Source organism: Desulfosalsimonas sp. (assembly GCF_055149105.1).
Map to the genome: position 1 here is coordinate 1 of NZ_JBSRLA010000081.1, position 13,046 is coordinate 13,046.

The window sequence follows — 13,046 nt, forward strand, 5'->3', positions numbered from 1 at the left end:
ATTCAGCAAATGCCGGAGCTAAAAAATTTCAAACTGTTTGAGGCCGACAGGCCGAGTTTTTGAAATTTTAAGCGAAGGCATTGGCTGAATCCGTAAACGATCAGGAGCGAAAAAACTGACCCCGGCCTTGGGCTTCCTTCCTTTTTACGGGTTACGGCCGCACAACCGCCTTGACGATTTCGAAATCACCGGCGTGCAGGTTTTCAAAAATCTTTTGCAGATCGGCAAATCCCGCCCTGCAGTTGATCATCTGCGATACATCAAGCCGATTGTCTGCCATAAATCCCAGGGCTGTATCAAAATCATCCATTTCGTAAGCCATGGACCCCCTGAGCCGGATTTCCTTGGAGGTGAGCATCAGGGTGGAAACCGGCTGGGGGGAGAAATTAATGCCGGCAAGCACCAAAACGCCCCCGGGCAGCAGGGCTGAAATGGCCGTTGCAATGCCCGCATCCGCTGCAGAAGTTTCAATGACCGCATCAAAACCGCCATTGGAGGCCACCTTGAGATTTTTTTTGAGCTTTTTGTCCCCTGCGTCAAAAGCCTGATCCACATAGGGCCATGTGCCGGCATAGTAGAGCCGCTTTGGATTGCGTTCGCACAAGCCCACCTGCGACGCCCCGGCAATGCGGGCCCAGGCCGCGCTCAGCAAACCAATGGTTCCGCCGCCGATGACCAGCACTTTGGCCCCCACCCTTATGCCGGCCTGATTTACGGCATGAAGGGCCACTGCCGCCGGCTCCACCAGGCATGCGGCCTCGTCGGTGACGGTATCGGGCAGACGCCGAACCATATCCGGGCGGCCGGCCACTTTTTCCGCAAACGCCCCGGGCGCGTTGTTGCCGGGTACGGGGCGGGTAAAGGCCCGGGGGCAGAGGTGAAACCATCCTTTTTCACACATGGGACAGGCGTTGCAGGGATTTAGCGGAATATAGGTCACCCGGTCGCCCGGGGCAAGATCGCTCCTGGGACCGGCATCCGCCACTGTGCCGCAAAACTCGTGGCCCATGATCAGCCCGGGCGCGCCATCCATGCCTGTTCCCATTTCCCAGTAATGCAGGTCCGAGCCGCAGACACCGCAGGCTGATACATTGATGACAACATTTTGGCCGTCTGCGGCCGGTTCGGGTTCTTCAACCGATTCAAGCACCCGGGGCCGGGTGAGTTTTACAACGCGCATATCCTGTTTTCCTTTTGCCTCTGGTTATGGGGAAGTTGTGCTGCAAACCCGCAGCAAGACTTATCCGGCGCTTTGGACAAACCTGGCCTGGAGCCGCCGCATGCCCTTTAGCCAACGGTCATAGTCCGCGGCCTTGCGCTCCATATAGGTGGCCACTTCCGGATGGGGCAGCACCAGAAACCTTTCTTCTGCCAGGGCACTGAGGGTTTCTGCAGCCACCCTGTCGGCATCGATCATCCCGTCGACCGCGGCCACACCCCCGCCCTGGCGGGTCATTTTGGTTTCAACAGCCTGGGGGCAGATGGCCGACACCCCGATTCCCTGGTCTGCGTAGGTAATGGCCAGATTTTCAGCCAGGCCCACGGCCGCGTGCTTGGTCACCGAGTAAGGGGCTGAGCCGATCTGGGACAGCAGCCCGGCAGCCGAGGCGGTAATCACAAACCAGCCCCCGCCCCGGGCGATCATTTTATCCATCACCGCCCGGGCTGCATACACGTGAGCCATGACGTTGATTTCCCATATCCGCTGCCAGTCCTGGTTGGACACTTCAAGGGCACCGGCAATGAGAATGCCGGCATTGGAGCAAAAAACGTCAATGGGACCGCATTTTTCCTCCACGGTTTCCACCAGGTCAATGACATCCTGCTCATGGGACACGTCACAGGATACGGCCATGCCGCCGGTTTCCCCGGCCACCTGCCGGGCGCCTTCCATGTCGATATCCGCGGCCGCCACAGCCCGTGCACCGTTTTGCGCAAAACACCGGCAAAGGGCCGCACCGATTCCGCTGGCCCCGCCGGTGACCACTGTCACCTTATTTTTGACATCCATCCGCGTTCACCTTTCTTGCTGCCGGGTCATCAAACCTTATTTGGCAACCACCGTCTCCGGCAGTTTCCGGGAGAGAATCTCAACGGTTTCCTCCACGAGTTGCTCCACCAGCAGGCCGGCGGGCTTGATATCATCGATGATGCCCGAAACCTGTCCGGCCAGGCCGCCGATATAGTCTTTTTGATCAGCCCGGATAAATCCGTGGAGCAGGGCTGATGACAGCACCACCTGTCCCGGAAACGGAATCGGATCCAGTCCGGACTCAGCCCAGAGATCATGGAACCGATTGTAACTGGCCCGAAGGGTCTTGCCCGTGTAAGCGGTGCTCACCCGGGTGTCTTCATCCGTGGACTGAAGAATTTTTTCCTTGTTGACCTGCAGTGCGCCGCCTTCTTTGGTGGCCAGAAACCGCGTGCCCATCCACACGCCGGTACATCCCATGGCCAGTGCCGCGGCAATGCCACGGCCGTCGCCGATGCCGCCGGCCGCCAGCACGGGAACCGGTGCGGCGGCATCCATGGCTGCGGGCAAAAGCGCCATGGTGCCGATACGGCCGGTATGGCCGCCGCCTTCATGGCCCTGGGCCACCAGCAGATCAATACCCGAATCAGCCATTCTTTTGGCATTCTTGGCGTTTCCGGTAATGCCCAGCACCTTCATGCCCGCCGCATGCGCATCTTCGACCATGAAGCCCGGGTTGCCCAGCCCGGCGCAGAAAAGGGGGACCCGCTCCTCGATGCATACCCGTATGGATTCCTGGGGGCGGTAGGTGGTGGAATCGGTCCGGATCATCACATCTTCGGGTTCGGCAATGCCCAGATCGGCCTTTATCTTTTCATACCAGTCCTGGTGTTGCTGCGGCAGGGTCCTGACCACATCCATCAGGGGAATGCGGGTCTGGCCGCCGCCGGCTTCAGAAGCCGTGGAAAGATTTAAGCTTTTGGGAAGCAGCAGGTCCACCCCGAAAGGCTTGTCTGTCTGTTTTTTGATCTCCCGGATGGCCTCCTGGAGTTCTTCGACAGTATATCCGCTGCCGCCCAGCACGCCAAGGCCGCCGGCCTCGGAGACCGCCACCACAAGTTCCACCGGCGCCCCGGTATTTTCCCCCACCAGGGTGGGCCCCATGCCGGCGCTCAGAATCGGATATTCAATCCCGAGCATATCGCACAACGGGGTTTTGAGTATTTTTTTGCCCATGTCCGCTCCTTAATCGGGTTCAAGAAAGGAAATGTTTCCCTGTTGTCAGGCAAGTGCTCCGCCGTCGCAGGCGATGGTTTCGCCGGTGGTAAAGGAGGCCGCATCCGAAACCAGATACAAAACCGCGCCGGCCATTTCCTCCGGGGTGGCGTGGCGGTGCATGGGGATGCGATCAATAACCATGTCATAAAATTCCTTGTTTTCCATGAGCGCAGAGGAAAACCTGGTTTGGGTAAAGCCCGGCAAAAGGGCGTTGACCCGGATGTTTTTCGGCGCCAGCTCCTTGGCATAGCCCTTGGTCATGGAGATCATGCCGGCTTTGGTCATGGAGTAGACACCCTGCATGGGTGCCGGGCTCACCCCGTTGATGGAAGAAACATTGACAATGGCGCCGCCGGAATTGTTTTCCGCCATGAGTTTGGCCGCGTTTTGAATCATGAAAAAGGGGCCCTTGAGATTGACTTCCACGGTTTTGTTAAAGGCGGATTCAGGGGCGTTGACCATCTCTCCGAAATAGGGGTTGGTGGCGGCATTGTTGACCAGGATATCCAGCCTGCCGTATTTTTCCCTGACCTGTGCAAACAGGTTTTCGATCTGGTCGTAATATCCCATGTTGCAGCTCATGGACTCGGCTTTGCCGCCCTTTTGCTCGATTTTCTGCTGCACTTCCTGCAGGGCGTCGATCTTTCGGCTCACCAGGATACAGGCGGCGCCGTAATCGGCCAGGGTAACGGCGATGGCCTCTCCGATGCCCCGGCTGGCGCCGGTGATCAGGGCGACCTTGTTTTCAAGGGAAAAAGAAATCATAACAATATTCCTCCTTTTGATTGCACAGGCTTGGGCTCATGGGTTGCAGGTTTGGTATACGCGCCTTACTGTTATATTCATACAAATTTATCACAAAACTTGTAAAGATGAAACCGCGTCCGTGTCAATAAAAAAGCGAGCGCTCGTTATTTTTTTTATTGACCCACACCCGTTCCCTTGGGTAAACATTGATTTTAAAGACCGTTTTTTCCACCCTTAACCACCAACACATCCGGAGGCGTCATGGCAGCACAAATCAAAGCCCCCCTGGCCGGAAAAGTGATTTCCGTTCTGGTCAGCCCCGGCGAAACTGTGGAGGAAGACGACGAGATCCTGATCCTGGAAGCCATGAAAATGGAGGCCTCTGTTTATGCATTAGCCGGCGGCACCATCGGGGAAATCAAAGTCAATCCCGGAGACAATGTTGACCAAGATGATGTCCTGATGACCCTGGAATAAAACCCCCGGTATCCGGGGCCTGAAAAAAACGAGGTGGGCACATGCACAAGTATTTTAAAAACATGGATGTCCTGGGAAAGCCGCTCAAGGACAAGGTCCGGAACAGAAACCGCGACAGCGCAGAGGCCCTGCAAAAACAGGAGGCCGAAATCCGCGAAGCCAAAGACCAGACCCGGCGGTTCGGCCTGTCTGCGGAAAAAATCAATTCCCGGGGCCAGCTCACCATCTGGCAGCGCCTGGAAATCCTTGTGGACGAAGGCACATGGCGGCCTTTGCACACCCTGTACAATCCGGCTGACAACAGCGACTGCACCACCAACGTGGTCGACGGGCTGGCGAAAATCAACGGCCGGTGGGCCGTGGTCATCGGTTTTGACAACAAGTACCTGGCCGGTGCCTGGGTGCCGGGTCAGCCGGAAAACATCCTTCGGGTGACGGACCTGGCCAAGCGCCTGAACCTGCCGCTGATATGGGTGGTCAACTGCAGCGGGGTCAAGCTGCCGGAGCAGGAAAAATTCTATGCCGGCCGCAGATGCTCGGGCACCACGTTTTACCGGCATGCGGAACTCGAGCAGATGGGCATTCCCATCCTGGCCGGCATTTACGGAACAAACCCGGCCGGCGGCGGATACCAGGCCGCAAGCCCCACGATCCTGTTTGCCCACCAAAACTGCAACATTGCCGTGGGCGGCGCCGGCATTGTCAGCGGCATGAGCCCCAAGGGCTATTTTGACACCCAATCCGCGCAGGAACTCATTGACGCGGCCCAAAAAAACCAGGCCAGCCCCCCGGGCACCGTGGACATCCATTGCGATGAAACCGGATTTTTCAGATTTGTCTTTGACAAGGAAGAAGAAGTGCTGGCGGCCATGCGCGAGTACATGCAAAAACTGCCCGCCTATGACCTTGATTTTTTCCGGGTCGATGAACCACAGAAACCCGCCCTGCCCGCAGATGATCTCTACACCCTGCTGCCGGCCAATCCCAAACGAACCTACGTGTTTGAAGAAATCCTGGCCCGGCTGGTGGACGCAAGCCACCACATGGAATTCCGGCCCGACTACGGCCCGGAGGTCTACACCGGCATAGTGAAGATAAACGGACTGGCCTTTGGCTGCATCGGCAACCGGCAGGGACTTTTGCCCAAGGGGTATCCGGAATATGCCGATTATCCCGGCATCGGTGGCAAGCTCTACCGGCAGGGGCTCATCAAGATGAACGAGTTTGTGACCCTGTGCGCCAGAGACCGGCTCCCTGTTATCTGGTTTCAGGACACAAGCGGTGTTGACGTGGGCAACCAAGCGGAAAAAGCCGAGCTGCTGGGCCTGGGCCAGAGCCTGATCTATTCGATCCAGCAAACCGATCTGCCCATGATGCTGGTGACCCTGCGCAAGGGCTCGGCTGCGGCCCACTACCTGCTGGGCGGGCCCACAGCCAACCGGCAAAACGCCTTTACCCTGGGCACGGCAGCCACAGAAATATACGTGATGCACGGGGAAACCGCGGCTGTTGCCGCCTATACCCGACGCCTGATCAAAGATCAGCAGGCGGGAAAACCCCTTGAACCCACCATTGAAAAAATGAACCAACTGGTTGAAAATTATCACAAAACTTCCCGGCCCCTGTTTTGCGCAAAAACCGGGCTGCTCGACGAGGTGGCGGACTTGAATCAAATCCGCGGATACCTGGAGGCTTTTGCCGAATCCGCCTACCAGAACCCGAGGTCCATCTGCCCCCAGCATAACATGATCCTGCCGCGGATCATTCTGGGCTGACACCGTAATACCATCAATCTTGATGGCACCGTAAAAAGTCTGATTTCAGATGGTGCCGTAACCGGGACAAAAATCAAGAGGTTTTGCCATGGACAATCAAAGCAAATGGCACAAAACCCATTGCAGCCGGATGGACCACGGGGGATGCGCCCTTAACGTAAAAACCAAAGGCGGAAAAATCACCGGCATCACCGGTGATCCGGAAGGATTTCTCAACCAGGGCTATAGCTGCCCCAAGGGCCGGGCCGCAGCGGAAATCCACGAAAGCCCCTACAGGCTCAAAACCCCCCTGATCCGCACCGGCCCCCGGGGTACCAACCAGTGGCGCAAGGCCACCTGGCCGGAGGCTCTGGAGGCCGCGGCCCGGGGTCTGGATCAGGCCAGACAGGACTACGGGGCCGGGTCCGTGGCATTCTGCCAGGGCATGCCAAAGGGCCTGGAGCACTTTGCCCTGATCCGCCTGGCCAACACATTCGGCTCTGCCAACGTGGTGGCGGTCCAGGATGTCTGTCATGCGCCAAGAGAACTAACGGGCCGGCATATGTGCGGTTTTTACCCGGTGGCCGACGTTCACCGCAGAAGCGATCTCATTGTTTTGTGGGGCAGCAACACCCGGGCCACCAATGAAGAGGGCATTATCAACTCCCAAATCACCGCCCGGATCCGGCAGGGTGCGGACCTGATGGTCATTGATCCCAGAAAAACCACCCTTGCCCGGCAGGCGGATTTCCATTTGCAGCTGCGTCCGGGCACTGACTGCGCCCTGGCGCTTGGCTTTCTGCATGTCATTATCAGAGAAGGCCTTTTTGACCGCCATTTTGTCCAAAACTGGTGCACGGGCTTTGAGGCCCTGGCAGCGCATGTCAAAGCCTTTGACCCGCAATGGACCGCATCCGTGACCGGGGTGGACAAGGCGGAAATCATTTCCGCGGCCCGGGCCTACGGCCGGGCCCGGCCCGCATGCACGGCCTGGGGAAACGCCGTGGAACAAACCCCCCAGGCCTTTGACACCATCCGGTGCATTGTCTCGTTAATGGCGATATGCGGCAACCTGGATGTGCCCGGCGGCAATATCCGGGCGGCCGAGCCCGCACTCCTTGCCCCGGGCAAATTCGTGCGCGCGGACCTGATGCCGGACAAACGCACTCAATGCCTCAACGCCGCCTATCAAACCAGTCCCATGCTCATGACCGTGCCCCCGGCGTTTTTCCGGCGCGCAGTCCTCGACCATACCCCCTACCCGGTGCGCGCGGCCTACATGCAGTGCACCAATCCCATGCTTTCGTACGCGGATTCGGAAATGACCCGCAAGGCGCTTTTGAAACTGGATTTTCTGGCTGTGGCTGACGTGGTCATGACCCCAACGGCCGCCCTGGCAGACGTGGTGCTGCCCGCGGCCACGGCGTTTGAATTCGATGATATCGGCCACTACGGCCTGGGCCACGGCATTGTCCTGGCCCGGCCCAAACTCGTGGATCCCCCGGGGCAATGCCGGCCGGACATGGCCGTGATCAATGACCTGGGCCGCCGTCTGACAGACCCGGATCTTTGGTTTGACAATTCCAAACAGATGCTGGAATCCCTGATTGCCCCCTCGGGGCATGACTGGGAAAGTTTTGTGGAAAAAGGATTTCTGACAGGCGAGCAGGAATTTCGGGTTTACGAAAAAAAGGGGTTTTCCACCCGCTCGGGCAGGGTGGAGCTGGCCATGGAAAATGCTGAAAAGCTGGGAGCCGAAGCTTTGCCCCAATACAGGCCGCCTGCGGACCTGCCGGATGCAGACTATCCCCTTTTGCTCACCAGCGCCAAAAGCCCCAATTACCTGCACTCATCCTACCGGTGGGTCAAAAGCCTGCGACAGCGCGAGCCTGTGCCCCAAATCCGGATTCATCCGGACACGGCAAAGTCCCTTGACATCACCGACGGCAGCCAGGTTCGCATTGAAACCCGAAACGGAGCCATTGTCCAGACCGCTTTGCTCACCCCGGAGGTTTCCCCTGAAGTGGTGTGCGCCGTGCACGGGTGGTGGTTTTTGGAATCCGGCGCACACAAGCGCCAATCCTGGCAGGCGGCCAATTTCAACATGCTCACATCAGCCAACACCCTGGGCCGCCAGTTCGGCACACCTCGGATGCGCGCCATTGCCTGCCGGCTTGCGCCGGCCTGAAAAAATCATTTTCTGCCCAACGATCCGGCCGGTTACAGCACCGCAAGAAAGATGCCCGCAGCCACGGCCGATCCGATCACCCCGCCCACATTGGGACCCATGGCAAACATGAGCAAAAAATTCGAAGGGTTGTCCTCCTGCCCCACGGTCTGGCAGACCCGCGCGGACATGGGAACCGCTGAAACCCCCGCCGCACCGATCAGGGGATTGACCTTGCCGCCCGTGGCCATGCACATGAGTTTTCCCATGAGCACACCGGTGGCCGTGCCGATGCCAAAGGCCACCAGGCCGAATATCAGGATCTGGATGGTCTCAACAGTGAGAAAATAATGGGCACTGCACTTGGCCCCCACTGTCAGGCCCAGGAAAATGACAATAATATTGTTGAGCTCGTTCTGGGCGGCCTTGCTCAAGCGGTCGGTGACACCGCATTCCCGGAAAAGATTGCCCAGCATGAGCATGCCCAGAAGCGGCAGGGCCGTGGGCAGAAAAAGGCCGGTGACCAGGATGACAATAATGGGAAAAAGAATTCTTTCACGTTTGGAGGTTTCCCGGAGTTCCTGCATTTCAATCATGCGTTCTTTTTTGGTGGTCAAAAGCCGCATGATGGGCGGCTGGATCATGGGCACAAGGGCCATATAGGAATAAGCGGCAACCGAGATGGCCCCGAGCAGGTGCGGAGCCATCTGCGAGGACAGATAAATGGCCGTTGGCCCGTCTGCACCGCCGATAATGCTGATGGCCGCCGCCTCCAGGTCCGTAAACCCCAGGGCCAGCATGGCCAGGAAAGTGGCAAATATCCCGGCCTGGGCCGCAGCTCCCAGCAGCAGGGTTTTGGGGTTGGAAATCAGCGGGGAAAAATCGGTCAGGGCACCGATTCCCATAAAAATCAACGGCGGATAAATCCCCAGCTCAATGCCCAGGTAAAGGTAATGCAGCAGGCCCCCGGGCTGGCCGTTTTCAGGCTGGGCCATCATGGGCGACAAGGGGAAATTGACCAAAAGGATGCCAAAGCTGATGGGCACCAGCAGCAGGGGTTCGTATTTTTTGGCAATGCCCAGATACAGAAGAAAAAGGCCGATGGCCATCATGGCCAGGCCGGAGAGCTCGATATTGGCAAAACCCGTCTGATTTATAAAGTAGAAGAATTTATCCATTTATCGTTTCAACCCCTTTTTTTCCCCTGCCCTTGCCCAAAAGCCGGTCACATTCCTTTTGATTCCAGTAAAAATAACCCTTTTGATCCGGGACAATCAGGTGGCTGACAATCAAATGGCTGACAACCGAGTGTGCATGGGAAATACCGATTTTTTCCGCCTTCTCGATTAACGCCGGAAGGGAAAACGGCTCTCCGATGGCATGGATCAAAAGATTGAGCTGCCGGGCCGATTCATGGATATCGTCAAAATACGGGCCCGGCGGCTCGGGTTTTTCCGGTTTTTCCGGAAAAACCCAAAGCCGCACCCGATCCAGCCAGGCTTTTGGGTTTTCCCATACACCCAGCACCACATGAAGCCGGGAAATAATGACGGCCAGCACAACCAGGGCGATAAACACAACGGTTACGCCCAGCACCGCCAGGGAAACGCCGTGATAATGGGATATGGCCTCCAAGCCTTTCATTGCAGATAACCGATCTGGGGTCTGGTTTGAATGAATTTGTTGATTTTTTTCAGCACTTTTTCCACAAGCCCGGAATTGCTCTGGAGCAGTTCCAGAAACTCAGTGCCGGATATGCAAAGCAGCTCCCCCTTTGTCAGCGCCGTCACGTTGGCCGTGTATTCAGAGGGAAAGCTCACAGATGACCAGCCGATAATATCGCCCTTCTGATTCAGGGTAATGGCGCGGCCGTCATTGTAATGGATCATGAAATGCCCCCGCAGTATCACGAAAAAGCAGTGGGCCCGTTCGCCCTGCCGGAGCATCTGCTCGCCTTCAATCACCCATACATGGGAAAGCAGGGGATAGAGCTGATCCCATTCATTGGGAAGCAGATCCCGGAAAATCTTCAGCTTTTTGATCTGTCCGGCATCCAAATGATGCATATGATTTTCGTTCCTTTAATAATAATGGCTCTCCCCGGAGACTTTGCCCCGGAAAATATAATAACAATAAGCCACATAAGCCAGGATCACGGGCAGCAAAACAACCGTGCCCACCAGCAGCAGAGACTGGGATGCAGGGGCTGCCGCGGCCTGGCGAAAGGTGATTTCAAATGGCACCAGATAGGGCCACATGCTGATACCAATGCCGAGATACCCGGTAAAAAACAGGCCGAAACTCATCAAAAACGGGCCGACTTCCTTTCCCCTGCGCAGATGCCGCCAGATCAGCACAATGAGCACAGCGCTGGCCCCGGGCAGGGGTGCGAGAAAAAACACATTGGGCAGGCTGAACCACAACTGCCGGATATCGGCGTTGATCGCAGGCATGCTGATACTGACCGCGGCCAGAAACAGGGCCTGGTAAATCAGGGTATAGGAAGCGGTTTTTGCGGCCCATTGCTGAGTCAGATCCTCGGTTTTCATGACCAGCCAGGTGGCCCCCAGCAGGGCATAGCCGAAAATAACCGCCACACCGGTCATGAGGCTGTAGGCGTTTAACCAGTCAAAGGCCCCGCCGGCATAGCTGCGCCCGGTGACTTCAACGCCCTGCACAAAGGCGCCGATGATCACCCCCTGCATGAACGCCGCGGCAAGGGAGCCGAAATGAAAAGAATAATCCCAGATCCACCTGGTTGGCTCTTTGGCCTTGAACCGAAACTCAAATGCAACGCCCCGGAATATCAGGCCCAGGAGCATGACAATCACCGGGATATAAAAAGCCGGCATGAGCACCGCATAGGCCAGGGGGAAAGCGGCCAGCAGCCCGCCGCCGCCCAGCACCAGCCATGTTTCATTGCCGTCCCAAAACGGCGCCACTGAATTCATCATGGCATCCCGGCACTGGTCCGTGGGGGCAAAGGGAAACAGTATCCCCACCCCCAGGTCAAAACCGTCGAGCAGAACATAGAGAAAAACAGCCGTGGCGATCAGGGCATACCAGATCAGCGGCAGATCCAGAAAACCTTCAAGACTGAACATGACGGCCTCCTTTTTTTCGTGCCACGTCCGTGACAAGGGGCGGTTGCTCCATGCCGTGGCCACCGTAAACACCTTCGCCGTCCTCGGGCCCCTTGTTGATCAGATGCAGGATATAATAGGTGCCCGCACCGAATACAAACAAATAAACCACAATAAAGGCGGCCAGGGAAAGGGCCACGGACTGGGCCATCACCGGTGATACCGCATCGGCGGTGCGCAGCACCCCCTGTACGATCCAGGGCTGTCGGCCCACCTCGGTGACAAACCAGCCGGCCAGAACCGCCACAAAACCCGCTGGGGTCAGCGCCATGCACCAGTACTGAAACCATCTGGCTTCAAACAGACGTTTTCGCAAATAAAGGACAATGGCGGCCACCCCGGTGGCAATCATGAGCAGTCCCAGGCCCACCATGATGCGAAAGGTCCAGAACACAACCGCCGCAGGCGGACGCTCGTTTTCCGGCCAGGCCTTTAATCCCCTGACCTCGCCGTCCAGGCTGTGGGTCAGAATCAGGCTGGAAAGCTTGGGGACTTCCACAGCATACCGGGTGATTTCCGCCTCCTGGTCCGGCCAGCCGAAAAGCACCAGGGGTGCGCCCCGGGTGGTCTCCCAAAGCCCTTCCATGGCCGCGACCTTGGCCGGCTGATGCTCAAAGGTGTTTAAGCCGTGCATGTCTCCGAACAAAAGCTGAAGCGGGGCCACAAAAACAGCCATGATCATGGCCATGCCCAGCATCACCCGGGCGTGGGCGATATGGCGCTTTTTCCATAAATAAAAAGCCCCGATGCCGGCCACGGTAAAGGCGGTGGTCAGATAGGCGGCCGTGACCATGTGGATAAACCGGTAGGGAAACGACGGGTTGAAAATCACCTCCAGCCAGTCTGTGGGATAGAGCAGCCCGTGCTCTCCCACCCGGAATCCGACGGGCGTCTGCATCCAGGAGTTGGCCGAAAGAATCCAGAAGGCTGAAACCAGTGTGCCGGCGGCCACGATCACGGTGGCGGCAAAATGCAGCCTCGGGCTGACCCGGTTCCAGCCAAACAGCATGATTCCCAGAAAAGAGGCTTCCAGAAAAAAGGCGGTGAGCACCTCATAGCCCAGAAGCGGTCCGATGATGTTGCCCCCGGCATCCGAGAATATGGACCAGTTGGTGCCGAACTGAAAGGAGAGCACCACCCCGGAAACCACGCCCATGCCGAATGTCACGGCAAATATCTTGACCCACATCTTATAGACGTCTGCATAAACCTGCTTTCCGGTCCGCAGCCATCGCCATTCCAGCACCGCCAGCCAGCTGGCCAGCCCGATGGTAAAACTCGGAAAAAGAATATGAAAGGACACGGTAAAGGCAAACTGCACTCGTGCCAGAAAAACCGGGTCAAGGTGTTCAAACATGATCATCCCCCTTGTATTGCGCCGGCAATAAAATCACGGGATTTGCCAACAGCCGCCAACCAATAAACAAATAACTTATTGATTTTACTTAACACTTAATCACTTAAAACTTAACACTGCCTGTAAAAAAGACTTTTTACAGGCTCATCAA

General features: G+C 57.2%; 12 protein-coding genes. 3 read left to right on the plus strand and 9 right to left on the minus strand.

The window, feature by feature from the left end:
• Positions 1-151: 151 nt before the first annotated feature.
• From ACTCIA_RS15000 to ACTCIA_RS15015, 4 genes are read right to left on the minus strand one after another with little or no spacing between them, the layout of a single operon-like run.
• Positions 152-1,180, minus strand: coding sequence for a zinc-dependent alcohol dehydrogenase (locus ACTCIA_RS15000; protein ID WP_463002617.1), 1,029 nt, complete (start codon positions 1,178-1,180; stop codon positions 152-154).
• A 60-nt stretch (positions 1,181-1,240) separates the two neighbouring features.
• Positions 1,241-2,011, minus strand: coding sequence for an SDR family oxidoreductase (locus ACTCIA_RS15005; RefSeq protein WP_463002618.1), 771 nt, complete (start codon positions 2,009-2,011; stop codon positions 1,241-1,243).
• A 36-nt stretch (positions 2,012-2,047) separates the two neighbouring features.
• On the minus strand, positions 2,048-3,208 hold the full coding sequence (locus tag ACTCIA_RS15010) for an NAD(P)H-dependent flavin oxidoreductase (RefSeq protein ID WP_463002619.1): 1,161 nt from the start codon (positions 3,206-3,208) through the stop codon (positions 2,048-2,050).
• 45 nt (positions 3,209-3,253) lie between these two features.
• The gene (locus ACTCIA_RS15015; RefSeq protein ID WP_463002620.1) at positions 3,254-4,015 is read right to left on the minus strand and encodes an SDR family oxidoreductase; all 762 of its coding nucleotides are present in this window, start codon (positions 4,013-4,015) and stop codon (positions 3,254-3,256) included.
• Positions 4,016-4,258: 243 nt separating this feature from the next.
• On the opposite strand from ACTCIA_RS15015, the gene ACTCIA_RS15020 reads away from it, so the two are divergent.
• From ACTCIA_RS15020 to ACTCIA_RS15030, 3 genes are all read left to right on the plus strand, one after another.
• Positions 4,259-4,474, plus strand: coding sequence for a biotin/lipoyl-containing protein (locus ACTCIA_RS15020; protein ID WP_463002621.1), 216 nt, complete (start codon positions 4,259-4,261; stop codon positions 4,472-4,474).
• 41 nt (positions 4,475-4,515) lie between these two features.
• The gene (locus ACTCIA_RS15025; RefSeq protein ID WP_463002622.1) at positions 4,516-6,249 is read left to right on the plus strand and encodes an acyl-CoA carboxylase subunit beta; all 1,734 of its coding nucleotides are present in this window, start codon (positions 4,516-4,518) and stop codon (positions 6,247-6,249) included.
• 88 nt (positions 6,250-6,337) lie between these two features.
• Complete coding sequence (locus ACTCIA_RS15030; protein WP_463002623.1) at positions 6,338-8,416, plus strand: molybdopterin-containing oxidoreductase family protein; 2,079 nt, start codon at positions 6,338-6,340, stop codon at positions 8,414-8,416.
• Positions 8,417-8,448: 32 nt separating this feature from the next.
• On the opposite strand, the gene ACTCIA_RS15035 is transcribed toward ACTCIA_RS15030, so the two are convergent.
• Genes ACTCIA_RS15035 through ACTCIA_RS15055 form a run of 5 tightly spaced genes read right to left on the minus strand, consistent with a single transcriptional unit; the run spans position 8,449 to position 12,895 of the window.
• The gene (locus tag ACTCIA_RS15035; RefSeq protein ID WP_463002624.1) at positions 8,449-9,573 is read right to left on the minus strand and encodes a sodium ion-translocating decarboxylase subunit beta; all 1,125 of its coding nucleotides are present in this window, start codon (positions 9,571-9,573) and stop codon (positions 8,449-8,451) included.
• Entirely contained in the window at positions 9,566-10,039 is a 474-nt protein-coding gene (locus ACTCIA_RS15040; protein ID WP_463002625.1) for an OadG family protein, read from the minus strand. Before ACTCIA_RS15040 ends, ACTCIA_RS15035 begins: the two co-directional genes overlap by 8 nt.
• The gene (locus tag ACTCIA_RS15045) at positions 10,036-10,461 is read right to left on the minus strand and encodes a Crp/Fnr family transcriptional regulator (RefSeq protein ID WP_463002626.1); all 426 of its coding nucleotides are present in this window, start codon (positions 10,459-10,461) and stop codon (positions 10,036-10,038) included. Before ACTCIA_RS15045 ends, ACTCIA_RS15040 begins: the two co-directional genes overlap by 4 nt.
• A gap of 15 nt (positions 10,462-10,476) precedes the next feature.
• Positions 10,477-11,499, minus strand: coding sequence for a cytochrome d ubiquinol oxidase subunit II (gene cydB / locus ACTCIA_RS15050; protein WP_463002627.1), 1,023 nt, complete (start codon positions 11,497-11,499; stop codon positions 10,477-10,479).
• Positions 11,486-12,895, minus strand: coding sequence for a cytochrome ubiquinol oxidase subunit I (locus ACTCIA_RS15055; protein WP_463002628.1), 1,410 nt, complete (start codon positions 12,893-12,895; stop codon positions 11,486-11,488). The genes cydB and ACTCIA_RS15055 overlap by 14 nt, the downstream gene beginning before the upstream one ends.
• Between the last annotated feature and the right edge of the window lie 151 nt (positions 12,896-13,046).